Origin of the sequence: Zeaxanthinibacter sp. PT1, assembly GCF_028464225.1 — a bacterium.
Classification (GTDB): domain Bacteria; phylum Bacteroidota; class Bacteroidia; order Flavobacteriales; family Flavobacteriaceae; genus Zeaxanthinibacter.
Genome location: NZ_JAQPCN010000001.1, coordinates 452,080 through 472,637 on the forward strand (window position 1 = coordinate 452,080; position 20,558 = coordinate 472,637).

Consider the following 20,558-nt stretch of genomic DNA (forward strand, 5'->3'; position numbering starts at 1 on the left):
TGAGAGTTTAAAAGTAAGTCTTTTTTATTTTTTCTTAGGTGGTTACAGTCCAAAGCATTTCTAAATACGATAAAGCGCACGCGACCGCCATTACAATTGGCACTTTCGACGGGGTGCATATCGGCCACCGAAGAATCCTTGAAAGACTGATTAACTCGGCAAAAGCCCAGCAACTCAGGTCTACCGTTCTCACCTTTTTTCCTCACCCGAGGATGGTTTTACAAAAAGATGCCGAAATACAACTGTTAAATACCCTGGATGAAAAGATCCAGATCATGGAAAGCATAGGTCTTGATTACCTCATTATCCATCCGTTCACTAAAACCTTTTCCCGTTTATCAGCCACAGCATTTGTACGCGATATCCTGGTTAACGACCTGAGGGCGAAAAAGGTCATTATTGGGTATGATCACCGGTTTGGAAGAAACAGGACAGCAAACATCAACGACCTGATCGCTTTTGGAAATGCACTGGATTTTGAAGTAGAAGAAATCTCGGCACAAGAAATTGACGAAGTATCGGTAAGTTCGACCAAGATTCGAAAAGCCTTGTCTGAGGGAGATATTAAGACGGCAAACGCCTTTCTGGGGTACGAATATATGCTTACCGGGATTGTAAAAAAAGGCAAGGGACTCGGCCGGGAATTGGAATTCCCAACCGCTAACCTGCATATCCCGGAAACTTACAAATTGATTCCTAAAAACGGGGTCTATGTAGTGAAGGGGACTATTGGGGAAAGGACGATTTTTGGAATGATGAATATTGGGTTCAATCCTACGGTAGATGGCACTTCTAAAAGTATCGAGATCCATTTTTTCGATTTTAACGAAGACCTCTATGAAAAGCGGCTACAGGTCGTCATCCTGGACAGGATCAGGGACGAACACAAATTTAAGTCCCTCGCAGAGCTCAAGAAACAACTGGCTGAGGATAAGAAAACTTCCCTCGCCATAATTTCTGCATAAAATGCTGAACAGGCTCTTGTTTCAGAAAATTGACAATAGCCCCCTGATCATCTTCAGGATCTTTTTCGGCATACTCATTAGCGTAGAATGCTACGGCGCTATCCTGACGGGCTGGGTCCGCCGGACCCTGGTTGAACCTGAATTTACTTTTTCATTTATAGGTTTTGAATGGCTGCAACCCTTACCGGGCAACGGTATGTACATCTATTTTTTTGTGATGGGCACCTTAGGCCTTCTTATTACCCTCGGATATCGTTACCGTTGGAGTATGATTGCCTTTACTATCATGTGGACCGGGGTCTACCTGATGCAGAAATCGTCTTATAATAATCATTACTACCTGCTGATCCTCATTTCATTCCTGATGTGCTTTTTCCCGGCCAGCAGAAGTCACTCCTTTGATGCCCGACGAAACCCGGAAATCGAAACGGATTCCATGTATGCCTATGTAAAATGGATCTTTGTGTTTCAGCTGTTGATCGTTTATACCTACGCGGCCTTGGCCAAGTGTTACGCCGACTGGCTGGACCATAGTTTTATCGAGATCCTGATGCGTTCTAAAAAATCATACCCGGTCATAGGCGAAAGCCTACAGCATCCATTCGTTATACAATCCATCCGGATTTTCGGGATTGCATTTGACCTCCTGATCATCCCGGCACTCCTTTGGCGAAAGACACGGGTATTTGCATTTATATGCGCCATCTTTTTTCACCTCTTTAACTCTATAGTCTTCCAGATCGGGATATTCCCTTACCTGGCTCTTGCCTTTACCGTATTTTTCTTTGATGCCGAAACCATCCGCAAGCTGTTCTTCCCAGGAAAAGTGGCATATTCCCTTAAAGATATACGTATTCCGAATAGAAGTTCATGGATGCTGATCGGTGGTATCGTTTATTTTACGATTCAGGTATTGCTGCCGCTCAGGCACCACTTTTTTAAAGACAATGTGCTCTGGACCGAAGAAGGTCATAGGTTGAGTTGGCGGATGATGCTCCGTAGCAGGAGTGGTAATATAAGTTTCAAAGTGGTCAATAAACGCAGCGGGGAGTCTACAACCATTTCGGTGGAGGATTATGTCACCAGGAAGCAAAAGAGGATGCTCGCCACTCACCCTGATTTTATCTGGCAATTTGCACAAAGACTTAAAAAAGAATACGCTGCCAAAGGTGAAGATGTAGCGGTATATGCAAATGCCCTGGTCAGTGTCAATGGAAGGCCGATGCGCAGGCTGATAGACCCAAATACAGACCTTGCAGCTGAAAAATGGTCTCACCTGCAGCACCACGATTGGATTTTACCTTCCAAACTACATTATAATAGGGTTAAAAACAGCAATTAATCTACAATCGGCATGGAGATCGGCTAACGAAGAGCTGTTCTAGCTATTTGATACTGTTTAAGATTGAATTCTACGGGAATTAAAGCTAAATTTGCCGTCAAAATCAGGAAAGATGTTACAATTACAGGTCATACGTGAAGACCAGGGCGACTTAGTAAAAGCTTTTAAAAAAAGAAACCTGGATGCCGCTCCGCTACTGGAGAACGTAAAGAAACTTGATGAAGAACGCAGGAGTCTCCAAACCAGGTTAGATGCTGTACTAGCGGAGTCTAACAGTCTTTCCAAATCTATCGGGGAACTCTTTAAGAAGGGCGAGGTAGAAAAGGCCAATGCTATGAAAGCCAGGACTTCCGAACTTAAAGAGGAGTCAAAATCCCTGAATGAAAGCCTGGGTCAGGCTGCATCCGATTTAGAGGCTGCCCTTTACCTGATTCCCAATGTTCCTCATGAAAGTGTGCCCGCAGGTACATCAGATACAGATAACGAAGAGATTTTCAGGGAGGGAGACATTCCTGTCCTTGGCGAACATGCACTCCCCCACTGGGAACTTGCTAAAAAATACGACCTGATCGATTTTGAGTGGGGCGTTAAGATCACCGGTTCCGGGTTTCCGGTGTACAAGGGGAAATGCGCCCGCTTGCAACGCGCCCTGATCGCGTATTTCCTGGATAAGAATACGGAAGCGGGGTATACAGAATTACAGGTGCCTCACCTGGTAAACGAAGCCTCCGGGTTCGGGACCGGACAATTGCCCGATAAGGAGGGACAGATGTACGAACTGGCCTCAGATCCTCTTTTCCTGATACCGACTGCAGAGGTTCCTGTTACCAACCTGATGCGCGACACCATATTGGACAATAGTGATTTCCCTGTCCGCTATACTGCCTACACCCCTTGTTTTAGACGTGAGGCCGGAAGTTACGGGGCACATGTCAGGGGGTTGAACCGACTTCATCAATTTGATAAAGTAGAGATTGTACGTGTTGAACACCCCGATAAGTCTTACGAGGCCTTGGACGGTATGGTAGAACATGTAAAAACAATTCTCAGGGAACTGCAACTGCCGTTTCGTATACTTAGATTGTGTGGGGGCGACCTGGGATTCACCTCGGCACTTACCTATGATTTTGAAGTGTTTTCTACAGCGCAGGATCGCTGGCTGGAGATCAGCTCGGTATCAAACTTTGAGACTTACCAGGCCAATCGCTTAAAACTGCGTTTCAGGGATGAAGACAAAAAGACAAGACTGGCTCACACCTTAAATGGTAGTGCGCTGGCCCTGCCGCGGGTATTGGCAGGCATCATGGAAAATTACCAGACCGAAGAAGGAATCCGTGTTCCCGAAGTTCTTATTCCTTATACTGGTTTTGATATGATCAATTAAATTTGTCGGCTGCATTCTGCCCGGCCTTTTTATTGTCCTTAACAAACACTTGCTCCAATCTGTGTATCTTTGGAAAAAAGAGCTTTTGCGATTTATTCTCCTACTCATTACCCTATTGCTGATCCAAGTGAGCACTGCCCAGGATGACTTCCTGGCCAAGCAGTATTTCAATGAGGGGAAATTTGAGAAGGCATTGGTATTCTACAAAAAACTGGTAGAGAAGAACTCGCGCCGTACGGATTACGCCGAGGGACTTATTGCCACATACCAGCAATTAGAACGTTACGAAGAAGCAGAAAATTTCTTGTTAGAACTGATCAGAAAAGGCCCTCCATACCCCACCATGTATATCGATCTCGGCTATAATTACCTGCTGCAGGAAGATCAGGAACAAGCCCAATTATATTTTGACAGAGCACTGGGAACGATTGAGAACAATCCAAACTACGGCTACGGGGTTGGACTCCGATTTCAACGCTATACCATGCTGGATAATGCCTTAAAGGCCTATAGCAGGGCTATGGAATTAAACCCCCAGTTAGATTATAAATTCCAGATGGCGCGCATATATGGAGAGCAGGGCAATATAGAAGAGATGTTTGGGGCCTACCTCGACATTGTCGCCAAAGGCAGGGCAGCTAAGACTAATGTACTCAGGAATGTGGAAGATTTTATCAATTCTGACGGGGACAACCAAAATAACCAGATCCTGAAAAAGTTATTATTGAAAAGAGCCCAGCAAGAACCGGATATTCTTTGGAACGAACTCCTGAGTTGGCTGTTTGTACAACAACAGCAATTTAAAAGTGCATTCAGCCAGGAAAAAGCCATCTATAAAAGAGCGGAAGGCGGAACCTTGGAACGCTTGGAAGGATTGGGGAGACTGGCCCTGGAGAAAGGAGCCACCGAAGAGGCAGGCGAAATATTCGAATATATTGAAAAGAACAGCAATGACCCGGTAGAGGTCCTCAATGCCAGGTTATTTCTTATAGAGATCGCATTAGAAAATGCAGACCCTAAAGAACTGAATACCATAGAGGCTCAATTTGAGTCACTGCAATCTGTCTACGGATACCAAGGACACACACTGCAATTACAGGTTGCCTATTCCAACTTCCTTGCCTTCAGGAGAGATAAGCCCCAGCAGGCCATTACCATGTTAAAAAATTGTCTTGAAATTCCCATGGCAAAATATGCCCAGGCATATGTAAAAATGGCTCTTGCAGACATATTGGTTTTTGACCGCAGGTTTAACGAGGCCCTCATCCAGTATTCCCAGGTTCAGAAAGGACTTAAGAATGACGTATTGGGACAGGAAGCCCGTTTTAAAGTGGCCCAGACCAGCTTCTATAAAGGGGATTTTGAATGGGCCCTGACACAACTTGAAGTATTGCGTGGATCTACCTCACAATTGATCGCGAATGATGCCATGCAATTAAGTTTATTGATCTCTGATAATTCCCTGGAAGATTCTACCCAGACGGCGCTTAAAAAATATGCACGTGCAGATCTGCTGGCTTACCAGAACAAAGATCCGGAAGCTATTAAGGTCCTGGACGAGATTCTTACCGACCATAAGGGCGAAAGCATAGAAGACGAAGCCCTTTTTAAACAGGCTGAACTCCTGGAGAAGGCCCAATCCTATGACGCGGCCCGTTTTAATTATGAAAAAATAATCGAATTCTATGGGATGGACATCCTGGCTGATGATGCCATATTTGCGTTGGCCGAACTCTACCGAACGCATTTTGAAAAACCGGAAGTAGCGATGTCACTTTATGAAAAGATCATCTACAACCACCAGGACAGTTACCATTTCCCCGAAGCCCGGAAGAAATTCCGTATGTTGCGGGGAGATCCCGTCAATTAACCTTAACTCTATACTATGTATATCTATAACGTAACTGTGAATGTAGCGGAAGACGCTCACCAAAATTGGCTGCAATGGATGCAGGAAACACATATCCCCGATGTCCTTGCAACCGGTAAATTTACCAATGCCAGGATGTGTCGCGTTTTGGTGAGCGAAGAAACCGGGGGGTTTACTTATGCTATACAATACACCACCAAGGATAAAGCCACCCTTCAGCAATATTACCTGGAAGATGCAGAGAGATTACGCATGGATGTAAACCGGCTTTACGGAGAAAAAGTTGTGGCCTTCAGAACAGAATTGGAAATTATCAGTGATCACCAACATTGAACAAGACCCACTACATCTTCAGTTACGGCACCTTAACCGACAAAGAAATTCAACAGGCACTTTTTAAACGGAAACTTAAGGAAATCCCGGACCAGCTGACAGGATTTCGTATCGCTGAAAGAAAAATGTATGGGCAATACCTGGTCGTCGAAAGAACCGGCGACCTGAAGGACTCTATATCGGGTTCTGCCCTGGTGCTTAAGGAGGAAGAACTGCCGATAGCCGATGCTTACGAAGGTGAGTCCTACAAAAGGATATTGGTAAAACTCAAATCAGGAATTAACGCGTGGGTCTATGTGGAAACCGGGACTCAATAATACTTAATCTCATGGCGGCAAAGGGCAAGAATAAAAAATCACCTAAGCGGTTCAAAACGTATAAGAATAAAGAACCGCAAAGTCCGGTTAAAGCCAAGAAATACCTTGGTCAGCACTTTCTCAAAGACGAAGAGATCGCAGGCAAAATAGCCCACACCCTGGAATTGGAGGGCTACAACAATGTTCTTGAAATCGGGCCCGGTACCGGGGTGATGACCAAGTACCTTTTAGATAGAGATGTTGCATTGGTGGCCATGGATATTGATGAAGAGTCTATTGTATACCTGAACCACAGTTTTCCCCTGGAACATCCAAATTTACTTGCAGGAGGAAAAGATTTCAGGGTAATACAAGCTGATTTCCTTAATTATGATCTGTCCCAATTATTCGGTCAAGAACCCTTTGGGATCACTGGCAATTTTCCTTACAACATTTCTACACAGATCGTATTTAAACTCCTGGAATGGAGGGATCAGGTTCCTGAATTTTCCGGCATGTTCCAAAAGGAAGTAGCCGAGCGCATCTGTGAAAAAGAAGGCAGTAAGACCTATGGGATCCTATCCGTTCTTGTACAGGCCTTTTACGAAGCCAGCTACCTGTTCACTGTACATCCGGAGGTTTTTGACCCTCCACCAAAAATACAATCGGGAGTCTTACGACTTGTTCGCAAGGATAACGAGGCACTGGATTGTGACGAGAAGTTATTCTTCAGGGTGGTAAAAACCGCTTTTAACCAAAGAAGAAAGACCCTGAGGAATAGTTTAAAAGTTTTTGAGCTTTCCGATAATCTCAAAGAAGATATTATCTTTGATCGGCGCCCTGAACAACTGTCAGTAGCAGAATTCATTGCGCTTACCAATAAGATCGCGAATGACACCCTTTAAACTCACAGACGAACTGGTCCTTGAGATCCAGCTACTGATAGACAATCAAAAGGACTCAGAACTTTTGTCGTTGCTGGAGGAGGTGCATTATGCAGATGTTGCAGAGATCATCAACGAACTCAATCCCGAGGAAGCCACCTACCTGATTAAATTACTGGACAGTGACCAGACTTCGGATGTGCTTACCGAACTGGACGAAGATGTCAGGGAACGGATCCTGAACAAACTTTCGGCCAAGGAGATCGCAGGCGAGCTTGAAGAATTGGACACGGATGATGCGGCAGACATTGTTGCCGAACTCCCCAACGAGATTATACAGGAAGTCATCTCAGAGATCGAGGACAGGGAACACGCCAAAGACATCGTGGACCTGTTACGCTACGATGTGAATTCTGCCGGAGGGCTCATGGCGAAGGAGCTGGTAAAAGTGAACGAGAACTGGAACGTATTAACCTGTGTCAAAGAAATGCGGGCACAGGCAGAAAATGTCACCCGGGTCCATTCCATTTACGTAGTGGATGATGACGACAAGTTAAAAGGAAGGCTATCACTTAAAGACCTTCTTACCACGGCCACCACTACCCACATCAAAGATGTCTATATCCCGAAGGTTGATTCGGTGAATGTGAATGAAAAGCCTGAGGATATTGCCAAGATCATGTCTAAATATGATTTGGAGGCTATTCCGGTGGTAGACGAAATAGGGCGCCTGGTAGGCAGGATTACCATTGATGACATTGTTGATGTCATCAAAGAAGAAGCAGATAAAGATTACCAGATGGCTGCGGGTATCTCCCAGGGGGTCGAGGCAGATGACAGTATATGGGAACTCACCAGGGCACGTCTGCCTTGGTTATTTCTTGGGCTGCTGGGCGGGGTCTGTGCTGCGGCTATCATGGGCGGTTTTGAAGAACTGATCAATCAGCATGCTTTACTCTTCTTTTTCACCCCTCTGATTGCCGCCATGGCAGGGAATGTAGGGGTGCAATCCAGCGCTATAATCGTTCAGGGTTTGGCCAATGACGATCTTAAAGGCAGTATCAGCCAGCGACTGATCAAGGAAATGCTCCTTGCCGCTCTTAATGGCGCCGTACTCGCCATAGTACTCTTGTTTTTTACCTGGATCTGGCAAGGAAGTTTTATTACCTCCCTGGCGATTTCCGTTTCCTTGATCGCAGTGATCATCGTTGCAGGTATTATAGGCACTTTCACTCCCTTGTTTCTTCACAAAAGAGGGATAGATCCAGCCATTGCCACCGGCCCGTTTATCACTACCAGTAACGATATTTTTGGGATTCTGATCTATTTCACCATCGCCAAATTGCTATTAGGCATTTAGCCAAAAAGAAAACTCTTATTTTAGAGGCTCTATCCGTCCAGGATGTAAAAACCAATTGCTATTATGAAAGTAAAGGTGGCTGTGATACAGGATGCACCAGTATTCTTTGATAAGGAAAAAACGCTGCAGAAAATTGAATCCCTGGCCGGTGAACAAGCCGATAAGGGTTGCCAGCTATTGTTATTCCCGGAATCTTTCATCCCCGGGTATCCCAGGGGTTTTACCTTTGGAGCATCCATCGGCAGCCGTAGCCCGGAAGGTAGGAAACTGTATGCAGAATACCTGGATAACAGCATAGACCTGGATAAAGACCGGGACAGGCTGGAAAAGATTGCTGCTAAGCATAAGGTTTACCTGGTTATAGGTGTTACGGAACGTGATAAGAACGGAAGGAGCCTCTTCTGTTCCATGCTCTATATATCACCCCATGCCGGTCTACTGGGAGTTCACCGCAAAATTAAACCCACGGGTACGGAAAGGGTGGTATGGAGCGAAGCTGGAGGTGAAAGCCTGGTTTCGTTTGACACCAAAATAGGTAAACTGGGTGGTCTTATCTGTTGGGAGAATTACATGCCGCTAGCCAGGATGGCTATGTACCAACAGGGAGTTGAAATCTACCTGGCCCCCACAGCAGATGCCAGGGAATCCTGGGTGACCAGCATGCAGCATATAGCCCTGGAGGGTCGTTGCTTTGTAATGGGTTGCAACCAATATTTTAACCGGCAGATGTATCCCGAGAAATATCGAGATTTACTCCCGGAAACGCCCGAGGAAATCTGCCCGGGGGGCAGCGTGATCATATCACCCACCGGTCATATCATAGCGGGTCCCCTCTGGAATAAAGCCGGGGTGCTGATCGCAGAATTGAACCTGGACGAGATCAAGGAAGTGAGTTTGGATTTTGACGTCACCGGGCATTATGCACGGAAAGATATATTTAACTATAGCGTGGAAGGACAACCAGCAATGATAAAAGAACCGGATGAAAGCAATTAACCTATCCGAGAAATTCCAAAAATTTAATGCCCAATGGCATCCACACCAGGTCGCGGTCGTTGATGGTATGCAGGTGTTATTAGCCCGATTACAAGGGGAGTTCGTGTGGCATGTACATGAAGAGGAAGATGAACTCTTCCAGGTGATCAAAGGAACCCTTTATATACAATTCAGGGACCGGACAGCCGTAGTAAGGGAAGGAGAGCTTATCGTAGTGCCTAAAGGCGTTGAACATTGCCCAATGACAAAAAACAATGAAGAGGTACAGGTCCTTCTCTTTGAAAAGCTAGGCATTGCCCATACCGGGCAAATTAAGAATGAACGCACTGTCTCTGATTACCCCAAAATCTGATTCTTATGAAAATACTTCACCTGGATACTAATCATCCATTAATGATTGCAGAGTTTGCCAAGATGGGCTATGAAAATCACGAAGATTATACCGGCAACAAAGAAGAAATTGAATCAAAAATAGATCAGTATGACGGCCTCATCATTCGGAGTCGGTTTACTATAGACCGAAACTTCCTGGATAAAGCGAATCGCCTGAAATTTATCGGGAGAGTTGGCGCCGGGCTGGAAAACATTGATACGGAATACGCAAAGTCTAAAGGGATATTCCTGGCTGCCGCACCTGAAGGAAACAGGAATGCCGTAGGAGAACACAGCCTTGGGATGTTGCTTTCACTCTTCAATAAACTGAATAAAGCCGACCGGGAAGTACGAAATGGCAGCTGGGACCGGGAAGGTAATCGAGGGTTAGAACTGGACGGGAAATGTGTGGGGATCATTGGATATGGCAATATGGGCAAAGCCTTTGCGAGGAAATTGAGAGGCTTTGAGGTTGAGGTTATCTGTTACGATATAAAACAGGGCGTAGGTGATGAAAATGCCAGGCAGGTCAGTCTGGACGAGTTGCGTCGCAAGGCAGAAGTAGTCAGTCTGCATGTACCCCAGACACCGGAGACAGTAGGTATGGTCAATGCTGATTTCATCCGCGGCTTCAGGCATCCCATTTGGATCATTAATACGGCAAGAGGTAAATGCATCGTTACTCAGGACCTGATCACGGCGATTGAAAACGGACGGGTGTTGGGTGCAGGCCTGGACGTCCTGGAATACGAAAAAGCCTCTTTTGAAAAATTATTCCAGGACGGTGAAATGCCCGAGGCATTTCGTTACCTGGTGGCTTCAGAAAAAGTACTCCTCACCCCCCATGTAGCCGGATGGACCGTTGAAAGCAAGGAAAAACTTGCCCAGACCATAGTAGATAAGGTGCAACAGCATTTCGCTTCCTGATCTCACGCTACAGCACATGAATTACAGTTTTCCCAGACGCATACCTTTGATGAAAATTTGGTATCTTGGTTAAGCACCCCCTGTTCTATTTTGAACAGGCAACCAACACCAAATAACCAATGAAGATAAAATCAATAATCATCAGGTACGGTATGTATGGCTTAATCACGGGCATCGTGCTATTCCTGCTAGTCCTGGGACTGGGATCCGGCCTGAGTTTCGGCGCCCAGGAAATGGTTGGTTATTCGGTGATCCTGATATCACTGGCATTCATTTACCCCGGCGTAAAGAAATACAGGGATGAGAAACTGGGAGGCTATATTGGCTACCGAAAAGCCACCCTGGTAGGCCTGTTGATCGCGACCTTCAGTGGTATAGGAATCGCCGTTGCCGATTTTATCTATCTCACACTGATCAATCCCGACTTTTTCACTGAATATTCATCCAACATAAGAGCCCAGGGCTATAAAGGGGAAATTCCTGATTATGGCAGTGGTTTTATGGCAGCAATTATGTTCCTGACAGTTATGGCAGCAGGGATCATCGTCGCGGTAGGCTCTGCAATACTGTTGCGAAAAAAAAGACCCAGATGACTTCAGACGCCAAAACACCGGAAGAGTATATCTCTGAAGTTCCTAAAGAAAGAAAACCGTATATGCATAAGCTACGGGAGACAATCTTACAGAATTTACCTGAAGGATTCAGGGAAGAGATGAGTTACGGAATGATCGGGTATGTTGTACCCCATGAGCTATACCCCCCGGGCTACCATGTTAATCCACAATTGCCATTACCGTTCCTTAGTATTGCATCCCAGAAGAACAATCTCGCTCTTTATCATATGGGTATCAACGCCAATCCCGAATTACATGACTGGTGGGTAGCAGAATATAAAAACAGGGTGTCTTCCAAACTGGATATGGGCAAAAGTTGTATCCGTTTTAAAAAACCGGAACTGATCCCGTTTGAACTTATCGGTGAATTGTGCTCCAAGGTGAGTGTAGAGGACTGGATATCTACTTATGAAAACAAAATAAAGAACAACAGGAAAAAATGAAAAACAGAGTTACTGGACTAGGGGGATTCTTTTTTAAATCAAAGGACCCGGATAAGATAAAATCATGGTATAAAGAACACCTGGGACTACCCGTAGATAATTATGGCTGCTCTTTCTGGTGGAAAGATAAAGAGGGTAATGACTGCATGACACAATGGAGTCCTATGGACCAAGAAACTGAATATTTCAAACCCAGCGAAAAACAATTCATGATGAATTTCAGGGTTGAGAACCTGGTAGAATTATTAGAGGTGCTCAGGAAGGAAGGAGTAACAGTGGTCGGGGAAATTGAAGAATACGACTATGGGAAATTTGGATGGGTACTGGATCCGGAAGGCAATAAAGTGGAGTTGTGGGAACCCGTTGACAAAGCCTTTCTCTAATCGAATTTTTTCCTACATTTAATTCATTATTAACCAACTAAACATAACCACCATGTCTGAAGATAACGAAGATAAAGCCAAAAAAGCAGCAGAGGAAGCTAAAGCAAGAGCAGAAGAAGCCGCCAAGGACACAAAAGAATCAGCTGAAAATTTCAAAGAAGAAGCAAAGAAAACTGCTAACGAATTTACCGAAGGATTTAAAAGTGCCACTGGGGACAACAAGAAGATTGTAGCCGGTATCCTGGCTATAATCCTGGGTGGGTTCGGTATTCATAAATTTATCCTCGGCTACCAGAAAGAAGGAATCATTCTATTGGTGATCACCCTGATCGGGATCGTACTCTCTTGCGTGGTGGTCGGGGCCTTTATCTGCATGGCCACAGGATTAGTGGGGCTGATCGAAGGTATCATTTACCTGACCAAATCTGATGAAGAGTTTTACAACACATACCAGGTAGGAAGAAAACCCTGGTTCTGATCATACGGCCGGGAAAATAATTCTCCCGGCTTTTTTTGAAATATTTATTATCGTAATATTGCAATATATAAATACAACATGGGTATTTCCAAAACACAGATCTTTTCATCTCCACAGAACCGGCTGGCCAGTCAGTTTAAAGCACTTGCCCACCCGGCCAGGATTGCCATACTGCAATACCTCAGTAAGCAGCAGGCATGCATCTGCAATGATATTGTGGAGGAGATCGGCCTGGCACAACCAACCATCTCGCAACATCTTAAAGAATTAAAGCAGGTGGGACTGATACAGGGAACTGTGGAAGGAAAGAAAATCTGTTATTGTATAGACCTGCAAGCCTGGAAGGAATTGCAACGCGAATTTCACGCATTTTTTGAAACCGGCGGGTCCTCCTGCTGTTAATGAATTAACGTTATGAATACTAAAGAGTTCTTAGATTTATTATCCAAACACCAGGATAAAAGCCTGCTATTTGAATACTCCCCGGGCCGATTGGTCGGTGCTAATTACCACATCACGGAGGTTAAAAATATTACTGTAGACTCTGTGGATTGTGGTACGGGAACGGATCGCTGGAATGAAACGGTGATCCAGCTCTGGGAGAGCCCGTCAGAGATCGGGAAAACCGATTATCTTACGGTATACAAGGCCAACGGAATCCTGAAGAAGGTAGACCGTTTACGGAAAATGGACCGTGAAGCTGCCGTGAAATTTGAATATGGCAACCAGAATTTCCATACGGCACAGCTCTTTGTCAATTCATTTACGGTCCAAGGTACAGAATTGCGCATTCACCTAAGCGTAACCCAGACAGATTGTAAGGCTAAAGAAAGTTGTGGTATACCGGTAGAGACAGTTACTACCGAGGATAATAGTTGTGCCCCCGGCAGTGGTTGTTGTTAAAGAGAGGAATTATGAATATCCGTTCTATGACCCCTGGAGATTGGCAGCATGTAGCCGAGATATACCGCCAAGGTATCGCTACCGGTGTTGCTACCTTTGAAACGGTTGTTCCAGAATATGATGATTGGGACAGCAAGCACCTTACTGAATGCCGGGTCGTAGCCGAGGATCAGGGCAAGATAATGGGATGGGCGGCCTTATCCCCCGTCTCCAGCAGGTGTGTTTACGAAGGAGTAGCCGAAGTCAGCGTTTATGTAGGGGAAGCTGCACGCGGAAAAGGAATTGGTCGTCTGCTGTTGGCCCTATTAATCCGGGAGAGCGAATCCTGCGGTCTTTGGACCCTTCAATCGGGAATATTTCCGCAGAATACTGCCAGTATTCGCGTGCATGAAGCACTCGGTTTTCGCCTGATCGGGAAGAGAGAAAGAGTAGCTAAACTTAACGGAAACTGGTTTGACAACCTGCTCTTTGAAAAAAGAAGTCAAACAGTGGGTATAGAGTAGCCCTCGGTATGAGGCATCAATTCGCACTGCTAGGCCGTGCCCGGGTTCTCTTGCAGCTTACGCTCCAGTTCTGCCTGGAATTCCTCCATCACAGGTTTCACTGTACTTTCCGGCAGATCGGCAATCTTGATATACATAAGCCCGTCTACCGCGTTATTAAATAAAGGATCCACGTTGAAAGCAACCACTTTGGCGTTCTGCTTGATATATTTTTTGATCAGTACAGGTAACCTCAGCGCACTGGGTTCTATTTCTTCAATGATGCGATCAAACTTATTGAGGTCTGCTTCGGTCTCGTCAAAGACAAATTCTTTATCCGCGTCTTTCAGCTTAACCTTGAATTCCTTTTTGGGCCTTACGTACTGAGCCACATAGGGGTCCCAATAGTTCGATTTCATGAACTCTATCATCAGTGACTTGGAAAAGTTGGAGAACTGGTTGCTGATAGAGACTCCCCCGATCAGGTATTTATGATTGGGATATCGCAAAGTGGTGTGAACAATTCCTTTCCACAAAAGAAATAAAGGCATAGGCTTTTGCTGGTATTCTTTCACGATATAAGCCCTTCCCATTTCGATGGATTGGGACATCATTTTATAGAGTTCCGGTTCAAAGCGAAATAGGTCCTGCAGGTAGAACCCATCTATTCCGTATTTTTCAAAGATCTCTTCCCCCAGTCCCATCCGGTATGCCCCTACTATCTCCTGTGCATCGGCATCCCACAGGAAAAGGTGGTAATAAAATGAATCAAATCGATCCAGGTCTACCGCGTTATTGGTCCCCTCTCCTATAGCCCTGAAAGTTACTTCGCGCTGCCTTCCGATCTCCTGGACGATAAAAGGCATATCCTTCTCCTGTGCAAAGAAAACTTCGTAATTCTTACTTTGCAGTAAGCGACAGTCTTTTTCACGTAATTTTTCGATCTCTCCGAGAATCACTTCTTTTCGAATGGCCGCTGCAATCTTCCTCGGTGGCTTTGGTATTTTAAGCGTAGTGGGCACTTTATCTATCAGGCGTTCCTTCTCGTAAGCATTAGAGAGGATATAGGTCTTTCTTCTCAGGAGTTCTGTGAATTCCTCCAGGTTTTCCTGTTCCTGCTGAACTTTGATCGATATCGGATGGCCGATGCGCACCTTGATGGAGCGGTTGCGTTGGGAGGTCAGTTCTGATGGAAGTTTGGCGGTGCGGAAAACGTCATCAATCTTAGACAGGTAATAAAACAGGCGGCTGTTCCGGGCATGGAAATATATAGGCACTACCGGCACCTCGGCCTTACGGATCAGCTTAAGGGCCGATTCTTCCCAGGGCCTGTCCACGATCAGTTTACCATCCCTGTATGTAGACACTTCTCCTGCCGGGAAGATCCCTAGGGGATGCCCGTCCCTTAAGTGGGTTAAAGCACTCTTGAACCCTGCCACACTGCTTTTAGCTTCCTTATGATTCTCAAAAGGATTAACCGGCATGATATAAGGAGCCAATGGCTCTACGCGGTGAAGCAAAAAATTGGCGATGATCTTGTAATCCTCACGATTCTGCAACATTAATTTCAGGAGCAGCACACCATCTATCCCTCCGAGCGGATGGTTGCTTATGGTTATAAATGCACCGTCTTTGGGTAACCTTTTAAAGTCTTCCTCCGGGACTTCGAACTTAATTTGGTAGTGCTCAAGGATAGCATCCAGGAATTCCTGCCCCTGTAAATGCTTGTGCTTGTCGTAAAAGCTATTGATAGTAGCGATCTTGGTGACCTTCATCAATATCCAGCCCATTAAGGTTCCGATGAACCCATAACGATCCAGGTTGATGGTTTTGGCTACTTCTTTTGCTGAGACTAAACCCATTGATTGCTGTTGCTGTTTCACCAGTAAATATAGGAAAATCACTATAAGGGCTTTCCTAAGTCTGCCACTAATTAAGAATAGTTAGCTATTTGACCACTAATTGGATAGTTTCCCTTCCACGCTGCTCTAAGAGCACTTCTTTCCCATTCTGCAGCGAACTGATGGCTTCAGCATCAAAATGCCTTATGGTATAAAGCGATACCGCTTCATGGCAAGTGATCTTGAATTTTCCCTGCAGCTGTTCCAGGAGTTCCGGAAGACGCCCAAATTTGTTATCGACACAGACCGAAAAGCTGATCGCGGAGTTCTGTATCAGGTCTACCTTCATTTTGTGATCATGTAGCAATTTAAAGAGATCCCCAATACTATCTTCCACGATAAAGGAAAAATCCAGGGAAGATAATCGCATAAGAACCTGGTCTTTTTTCACGATAAAACAAGGGACTTCGGGTTCAATGCCTTCACCTTTCCCTACCATGGTTCCCGGATCTGTAGGATTCAGAAACGATTTTACATGCAGCGGGATTTCCTTACGCTGTAAGGGTTGTAGTGTTTTAGGGTGAATCACAGAAGCTCCGTAAAACGCCAATTCTATGGCCTCCCGGTAAGAGATCCGGTTTAATAAACTGGCCTTTTCAAAATACCTTGGATCTGCATTCAGTACCCCCGGAACATCCTTCCATATGGTGACCGAGGTGGCATTAAGGCAGAAAGCGAGTATGGCCGCAGTATAGTCCGATCCTTCCCTTCCCAGGGTGGTCGTAAAATTATTATCATCACTGCCCAGGAAGCCTTGGGTAATATACAGCTTCCCTTTCTCTATACGATCATTGACCCTTTGTTGGGTTTTGTCCCACTGAACATTGACGTCCCTGTAATTAGAATCGGTCTTTATGTAATCACGCACATCGATCCAGGAATTGGTTATGCCCGATTCGTTCAGAAAGGCACTGACGATGGTAGAGGATATCAATTCTCCGTATCCCACGACCTGGTCATATACAAAATTGTACTTGGGCGATTTATTCCACATTAAAAAACCCTGTATCTCATCAAACAGCGCTTTTACCTCCTTGTAGATCCTATGGTTCATCGTCGGGAAAAGATCGTTGATGATCTCCTGGTGATAATTATGAACCTCAGCCAGTTCGGCCGCAACAGAATCCTTATCCTGGAAATAGGCATCGACTACCCTTTCCATGGCATTGGTTGTTTTCCCCATAGCGGAAATCACCAGGAAAATATTCTCATGCCCGGTAGTTTCCAAGACCTTCAGTAGGTTGCGAACACCATTGGCGTCTTTTACTGACGCACCACCAAATTTAAAAACCCTCATATTCTGTCAATGTAATTTTTAATCCCTTCTTCATCCAACTGTACCACGTCCCAATCGCGCATTACCCGAGCCCCTTTACTTTCATAAAAATCAATTGCCGGATCATTCCAATCCAGGACTTCCCAGCTAATTCGTTTTACGCCCATGGAATGCCCGTAGTTGACAACTGCATTCAGGAGAGCCGTTCCGGCACCACCACCTCGTTCTGCTTCCGTAATAATCAGGTCCTCCAGGTGCAACACCTCCCCTTTCCAGGTCGAATACCGGGGATAGACCAAAGCCATTCCAATAATATCAGACCCTCTTTCGGCTACAAAACAGTGAAATTTTGGATGATTCCCAAAACCATCCTCCTGCATCTGCGCTACACTGACCTCCACGGCCTCCGGTTCTTTCTCATATTCAGCCAGTTCCTGCACAAGGCCGAGGATAGCAGGAATGTCTGATCGATTTGCTTCGCGTATAGTGTACTTCATAATTGTTACAAACATAACACAAAGTTATATTCTGAAAAAAACTTAATCCGACGAAAACGATATAGTTTCACAAAATACCCGATATTTGTGCCCAAAATAAACAAGCCTGCATGGAAAAGAAGAACAAAACTCTTGGTGAATTTATTATTGAACACCAGGCACAGTTCCAGTACTCTTCCGGAGAACTCTCCAAACTTATTAACGCCATACGACTGGCAGCAAAGGTCGTCAACCACGAAGTAAATAAAGCCGGACTTATAGATATCCTGGGTGCTGTGGGCGATACCAATGTCCAGGGAGAAGAACAGCAAAAGCTTGATGTGATGGCGAACAATAAGTTTATCCAGACCCTGAAAAACCGTGAGATCGTCTGCGGGATTGCCTCTGAAGAAGAAGATGATTTTATTCAGGTGAATAGCAACAACCAGCAGAACCAGAATAAGTATGTGGTCCTGATTGACCCACTTGATGGTTCTTCGAACATCGATGTGAATGTATCCGTAGGAACCATATTTTCTATCTATCGACGTGTTACCCCAATCGGCAGCCCGGTAACAATGGAGGATTTCCTGCAGCCCGGCGTTAACCAGGTCGCTGCCGGCTATATTATTTACGGGACCTCTACCATGTTGGTCTATACTACGGGTTATGGTGTGAATGGCTTTACACTGAACCCGGCTATAGGAACTTTCTACCTATCACACCCGGATATGAAATACCCGGAGACGGGAAATATATATTCTATAAACGAAGGGAATTATTCCCATTTCCCTCAAGGGGTTAAGGATTACATCAAATATTGCCAGAAGGAAGAGGGCGATCGCCCTTACACTTCGCGCTACATAGGATCCCTGGTATCCGATTTCCACAGGAACATGATCAAAGGAGGAATTTATATGTACCCCAAAAGCAGTGTAGCCTCTAACGGCAAACTGCGATTGCTGTACGAGTGCAACCCAATGGCCTACCTGGCCGAACAGGCAGGGGGTAAAGCCAGTGATGGTTATAAAAGGATACTGGAAATTCAGCCCAAAGAATTACATGAAAGAGTACCTTTTTTCTGTGGAAGCAGGAAAATGGTAGAGAAAGCCGAAGAATTCATGGCAGCTCACACCTGATTACCCTGTAAAATTTAAAGGACTAAGCCTTAGTGGTTCATAAATCTGATCTCCTGAGTAAAGGTATCCAGGTCTACCCCGGCCTGCACCAGTTTTAGTGCCTTATCAACTACATAACCTACATTAGCGGGTGTAAAACCAAGTCCTACACCAAGGCGTTTCAGCATGCCGGTCTGTTTATCTCCCAAATTGTGATCTGCATAAACCATCCTGGCCAAATCATAGAGTCTTTCCAATCGCTCATCATAGCTGTTGGGTGGGTTTATGGGATGGGAAGCGTAATCTTCAAGAATTTTATTGTACTCATCCTCAGAGATATGAAGATTCGCAGCAAGCCGGTCGAGAAACATCTTTTCCTCCCCGGATATAATTCCATCACTCATGGCAACTCTAACGATCGCGGCAAAATGATCCTGGTTACGTTTTCTGAAACCACTGTCAAACAAATCTAAAAAACCCATATGTACCGTGTTTTAACGAGGTAAATATAATTTTTTTACCAGTCTTGCCGGCCAATTTCATTGAATAAATTAGTCAACGGTAAACCGTCAAGAATTTCTTAGCGTGCACATTTGCCTGCTTCAGTTTAAAGAGATGTAACACACACCCCGTTTGCGGCATATCCCTGGAATAGAGAATTATTGCTTATTTTCATGATGCTATGAAAAACCCTCTTTTAGAATTTACAGATACCGGGATTTATTGCTCCCGGGCCGATATATATCTGGATCCATGGAAACCGGTGAAGCGTGCAATCATCACCCATGGACATGCAGATCACAGCAGGTATGGACATGGGGCGTATATCACCCATCATAAAAATGTCCCCATCATCCGCCATCGACTCGGAGATATTTCCGTGACCGGTGTGGAATGGGGAGAGTCCTTTTCCCGGAACGGGGTACAATTCAGCCTGCACCCTGCAGGTCACATCATAGGTTCATCACAGGTCAGGGTTACTTACAAGGATGAAATATGGGTTTTTTCGGGCGATTATAAGACCGAGGATGATGGCCTGTCAACTCCATACGAGAATATTCCCTGCCATACCTTTATTACCGAATGCACCTTTGGACTACCTGCTTTTAAATGGCTTCCCCAGGAGGAAGTTTTTAAAGATATTAACCATTGGTGGTCACAGAATAAGTCTGAAGGTAAAACATCCATACTATTCGGATACAGCCTCGGGAAAGCACAACGATTACTGAAACACCTGGATACCGGTCTGGGCACCATTTATACCCATGGCGCCATTGAGAATATGAATGAAGTGATCCGTGAGATAACCCACCTCCCCCCTACGAAACGTATTACCCGGGATACCACGAAACAAGAACTTTCCGGCAACCTGGTGTTAGCTCCACCTAGCGCACATGGCAGTCCCTGGATCCGGAAAATGGTACCCTATGTAACCGCCACGGCAAGTGGATGGATGGCCTTCCGCGGAGCCAGGAGACGCAGGGCTGTAGACCGGGGATTTGTACTCAGCGACCATTGTGATTGGCAGGGCTTATTAAGTAGCATAAATGCCAGTGGAGCCGAAAAGGTGATCTGTACACACGGTTACTCCGAGATCTTTTCACGGTACTTGAGTGAACAGGGATTTGACGCGAGGACGGCCGAGACACAGTATGAAGGAGAACTGGCAGAAATGGGAAACAGCAGTACAGAAGAAGACAAGGAAACCCTCGCAGCAGGCGATCAAAATTGATTGCATTTATATTAACAGCTATT

The 20,558-nt window shown here is 45.3% G+C and carries 24 protein-coding genes; 20 read left to right on the top strand and 4 right to left on the bottom strand.

Translation table 11 applies throughout. The features are described 5' to 3' along the window. Positions 1-38: 38 nt before the first annotated feature. From PP178_RS01990 to PP178_RS02075, 18 genes are all read left to right on the top strand, one after another. Positions 39-965, top strand: coding sequence for a bifunctional riboflavin kinase/FAD synthetase (locus tag PP178_RS01990; protein WP_272592626.1), 927 nt, complete (start codon positions 39-41; stop codon positions 963-965). Position 966: 1 nt separating this feature from the next. After that, positions 967-2,307, top strand: a complete 1,341-nt coding sequence (locus PP178_RS01995) for an HTTM domain-containing protein (protein WP_272592627.1) — start codon at positions 967-969, stop codon at positions 2,305-2,307. 112 nt (positions 2,308-2,419) lie between these two features. Then, positions 2,420-3,691, top strand: coding sequence for a serine--tRNA ligase (gene serS, locus PP178_RS02000; RefSeq protein ID WP_272592629.1), 1,272 nt, complete (start codon positions 2,420-2,422; stop codon positions 3,689-3,691). Positions 3,692-3,776: 85 nt separating this feature from the next. Continuing rightward, complete coding sequence (locus PP178_RS02005) at positions 3,777-5,561, top strand: tetratricopeptide repeat protein (RefSeq protein WP_272592630.1); 1,785 nt, start codon at positions 3,777-3,779, stop codon at positions 5,559-5,561. Between the two features lie 15 nt (positions 5,562-5,576). Beyond that, positions 5,577-5,894 carry a DUF4286 family protein gene (locus PP178_RS02010; RefSeq protein WP_272592631.1) on the top strand — a complete coding sequence of 106 codons (318 nt, stop codon included), beginning with the start codon at positions 5,577-5,579 and terminating at the stop codon, positions 5,892-5,894. After that, positions 5,891-6,211, top strand: coding sequence for a gamma-glutamylcyclotransferase family protein (locus PP178_RS02015; protein WP_272592632.1), 321 nt, complete (start codon positions 5,891-5,893; stop codon positions 6,209-6,211). The genes PP178_RS02010 and PP178_RS02015 overlap by 4 nt, the downstream gene beginning before the upstream one ends. An 11-nt stretch (positions 6,212-6,222) precedes the next feature. Beyond that, positions 6,223-7,095, top strand: coding sequence for a 16S rRNA (adenine(1518)-N(6)/adenine(1519)-N(6))-dimethyltransferase RsmA (gene rsmA / locus PP178_RS02020; protein ID WP_272592633.1), 873 nt, complete (start codon positions 6,223-6,225; stop codon positions 7,093-7,095). Then, a complete protein-coding gene (gene mgtE / locus PP178_RS02025; RefSeq protein ID WP_272592634.1) occupies positions 7,082-8,434 on the top strand; it encodes a magnesium transporter in 1,353 nt (450 codons plus the stop codon). Before rsmA ends, mgtE begins: the two co-directional genes overlap by 14 nt. 63 nt (positions 8,435-8,497) lie before the next feature. Beyond that, a complete protein-coding gene (locus PP178_RS02030; RefSeq protein ID WP_272592635.1) occupies positions 8,498-9,430 on the top strand; it encodes a carbon-nitrogen hydrolase family protein in 933 nt (310 codons plus the stop codon). After that, positions 9,417-9,782: a cupin domain-containing protein gene (locus PP178_RS02035; protein WP_272592636.1), complete on the top strand. Its 366-nt coding sequence runs from the start codon at positions 9,417-9,419 to the stop codon at positions 9,780-9,782. Before PP178_RS02030 ends, PP178_RS02035 begins: the two co-directional genes overlap by 14 nt. A gap of 5 nt (positions 9,783-9,787) precedes the next feature. Beyond that, the gene (locus PP178_RS02040; protein WP_272592637.1) at positions 9,788-10,729 is read left to right on the top strand and encodes a 2-hydroxyacid dehydrogenase; all 942 of its coding nucleotides are present in this window, start codon (positions 9,788-9,790) and stop codon (positions 10,727-10,729) included. A 119-nt stretch (positions 10,730-10,848) separates the two neighbouring features. Further along, entirely contained in the window at positions 10,849-11,322 is a 474-nt protein-coding gene (locus tag PP178_RS02045; protein WP_272592638.1) for a DUF4199 domain-containing protein, read from the top strand. Next, positions 11,319-11,786, top strand: coding sequence for a DUF1801 domain-containing protein (locus PP178_RS02050; RefSeq protein ID WP_272592639.1), 468 nt, complete (start codon positions 11,319-11,321; stop codon positions 11,784-11,786). The genes PP178_RS02045 and PP178_RS02050 overlap by 4 nt, the downstream gene beginning before the upstream one ends. Further along, positions 11,783-12,169, top strand: a complete 387-nt coding sequence (locus PP178_RS02055) for a VOC family protein (protein WP_272592640.1) — start codon at positions 11,783-11,785, stop codon at positions 12,167-12,169. The genes PP178_RS02050 and PP178_RS02055 overlap by 4 nt, the downstream gene beginning before the upstream one ends. 52 nt (positions 12,170-12,221) lie before the next feature. Continuing rightward, complete coding sequence (locus tag PP178_RS02060; protein WP_272592641.1) at positions 12,222-12,647, top strand: TM2 domain-containing protein; 426 nt, start codon at positions 12,222-12,224, stop codon at positions 12,645-12,647. A gap of 78 nt (positions 12,648-12,725) precedes the next feature. After that, positions 12,726-13,049: an ArsR/SmtB family transcription factor gene (locus PP178_RS02065; protein ID WP_272592642.1), complete on the top strand. Its 324-nt coding sequence runs from the start codon at positions 12,726-12,728 to the stop codon at positions 13,047-13,049. A gap of 12 nt (positions 13,050-13,061) precedes the next feature. Then, positions 13,062-13,550 (top strand): DUF6428 family protein, encoded by a 489-nt coding sequence (locus PP178_RS02070; protein ID WP_272592643.1) that lies wholly within the window; start codon positions 13,062-13,064, stop codon positions 13,548-13,550. Positions 13,551-13,561: 11 nt separating this feature from the next. Then, a complete protein-coding gene (locus tag PP178_RS02075; RefSeq protein WP_272592644.1) occupies positions 13,562-14,053 on the top strand; it encodes a GNAT family N-acetyltransferase in 492 nt (163 codons plus the stop codon). 29 nt (positions 14,054-14,082) lie between these two features. Here PP178_RS02075 and PP178_RS02080 read toward each other — a convergent pair whose 3' ends face one another. From PP178_RS02080 to PP178_RS02090, 3 genes are all read right to left on the bottom strand, one after another. Continuing rightward, positions 14,083-15,894: a lysophospholipid acyltransferase family protein gene (locus PP178_RS02080; RefSeq protein ID WP_272592645.1), complete on the bottom strand. Its 1,812-nt coding sequence runs from the start codon at positions 15,892-15,894 to the stop codon at positions 14,083-14,085. Positions 15,895-15,979: 85 nt separating this feature from the next. Beyond that, positions 15,980-17,230, bottom strand: coding sequence for an aspartate kinase (locus PP178_RS02085; RefSeq protein WP_272592646.1), 1,251 nt, complete (start codon positions 17,228-17,230; stop codon positions 15,980-15,982). Next, positions 17,227-17,706 carry a GNAT family N-acetyltransferase gene (locus PP178_RS02090; protein ID WP_272592647.1) on the bottom strand — a complete coding sequence of 160 codons (480 nt, stop codon included), beginning with the start codon at positions 17,704-17,706 and terminating at the stop codon, positions 17,227-17,229. Before PP178_RS02090 ends, PP178_RS02085 begins: the two co-directional genes overlap by 4 nt. Positions 17,707-17,816: 110 nt before the next feature. On the opposite strand from PP178_RS02090, the gene fbp reads away from it, so the two are divergent. Beyond that, the gene (gene fbp, locus PP178_RS02095) at positions 17,817-18,824 is read left to right on the top strand and encodes a class 1 fructose-bisphosphatase (protein ID WP_272592648.1); all 1,008 of its coding nucleotides are present in this window, start codon (positions 17,817-17,819) and stop codon (positions 18,822-18,824) included. Between the two features lie 29 nt (positions 18,825-18,853). Here the strand turns inward: fbp and PP178_RS02100 are convergent, their stop codons facing one another. Beyond that, entirely contained in the window at positions 18,854-19,285 is a 432-nt protein-coding gene (locus PP178_RS02100; protein WP_272592649.1) for a tellurite resistance TerB family protein, read from the bottom strand. Positions 19,286-19,485: 200 nt separating this feature from the next. Here PP178_RS02100 and PP178_RS02105 point away from each other — a divergent pair, with 200 nt between their 5' ends. Further along, positions 19,486-20,535: a ligase-associated DNA damage response exonuclease gene (locus PP178_RS02105; protein WP_272592650.1), complete on the top strand. Its 1,050-nt coding sequence runs from the start codon at positions 19,486-19,488 to the stop codon at positions 20,533-20,535. Positions 20,536-20,558 lie beyond the last annotated feature (23 nt).

What these genes read in the sequence shown, in the direction of transcription:
- PP178_RS01995 (WP_272592627.1), top strand. Translation starts at nt 967, where the DNA reads ATGCTGAACAGGCTCTTGTTTCAGAAAATTGACAATAGCCCCCTGATC.
- serS (WP_272592629.1), top strand. Translation starts at nt 2,420, where the DNA reads ATGTTACAATTACAGGTCATACGTGAAGACCAGGGCGACTTAGTAAAA.
- PP178_RS02010 (WP_272592631.1), top strand. Translation starts at nt 5,577, where the DNA reads ATGTATATCTATAACGTAACTGTGAATGTAGCGGAAGACGCTCACCAA.
- rsmA (WP_272592633.1), top strand. Translation starts at nt 6,223, where the DNA reads ATGGCGGCAAAGGGCAAGAATAAAAAATCACCTAAGCGGTTCAAAACG.
- mgtE (WP_272592634.1), top strand. Translation starts at nt 7,082, where the DNA reads ATGACACCCTTTAAACTCACAGACGAACTGGTCCTTGAGATCCAGCTA.
- PP178_RS02030 (WP_272592635.1), top strand. Translation starts at nt 8,498, where the DNA reads ATGAAAGTAAAGGTGGCTGTGATACAGGATGCACCAGTATTCTTTGAT.
- PP178_RS02035 (WP_272592636.1), top strand. Translation starts at nt 9,417, where the DNA reads ATGAAAGCAATTAACCTATCCGAGAAATTCCAAAAATTTAATGCCCAA.
- PP178_RS02040 (WP_272592637.1), top strand. Translation starts at nt 9,788, where the DNA reads ATGAAAATACTTCACCTGGATACTAATCATCCATTAATGATTGCAGAG.
- PP178_RS02045 (WP_272592638.1), top strand. Translation starts at nt 10,849, where the DNA reads ATGAAGATAAAATCAATAATCATCAGGTACGGTATGTATGGCTTAATC.
- PP178_RS02050 (WP_272592639.1), top strand. Translation starts at nt 11,319, where the DNA reads ATGACTTCAGACGCCAAAACACCGGAAGAGTATATCTCTGAAGTTCCT.
- PP178_RS02055 (WP_272592640.1), top strand. Translation starts at nt 11,783, where the DNA reads ATGAAAAACAGAGTTACTGGACTAGGGGGATTCTTTTTTAAATCAAAG.
- PP178_RS02060 (WP_272592641.1), top strand. Translation starts at nt 12,222, where the DNA reads ATGTCTGAAGATAACGAAGATAAAGCCAAAAAAGCAGCAGAGGAAGCT.
- PP178_RS02065 (WP_272592642.1), top strand. Translation starts at nt 12,726, where the DNA reads ATGGGTATTTCCAAAACACAGATCTTTTCATCTCCACAGAACCGGCTG.
- PP178_RS02070 (WP_272592643.1), top strand. Translation starts at nt 13,062, where the DNA reads ATGAATACTAAAGAGTTCTTAGATTTATTATCCAAACACCAGGATAAA.
- PP178_RS02075 (WP_272592644.1), top strand. Translation starts at nt 13,562, where the DNA reads ATGAATATCCGTTCTATGACCCCTGGAGATTGGCAGCATGTAGCCGAG.
- PP178_RS02080 (WP_272592645.1), bottom strand. Translation starts at nt 15,894, where the DNA reads ATGGGTTTAGTCTCAGCAAAAGAAGTAGCCAAAACCATCAACCTGGAT.
- PP178_RS02085 (WP_272592646.1), bottom strand. Translation starts at nt 17,230, where the DNA reads ATGAGGGTTTTTAAATTTGGTGGTGCGTCAGTAAAAGACGCCAATGGT.
- PP178_RS02090 (WP_272592647.1), bottom strand. Translation starts at nt 17,706, where the DNA reads ATGAAGTACACTATACGCGAAGCAAATCGATCAGACATTCCTGCTATC.
- fbp (WP_272592648.1), top strand. Translation starts at nt 17,817, where the DNA reads ATGGAAAAGAAGAACAAAACTCTTGGTGAATTTATTATTGAACACCAG.
- PP178_RS02100 (WP_272592649.1), bottom strand. Translation starts at nt 19,285, where the DNA reads ATGGGTTTTTTAGATTTGTTTGACAGTGGTTTCAGAAAACGTAACCAG.
- PP178_RS02105 (WP_272592650.1), top strand. Translation starts at nt 19,486, where the DNA reads ATGAAAAACCCTCTTTTAGAATTTACAGATACCGGGATTTATTGCTCC.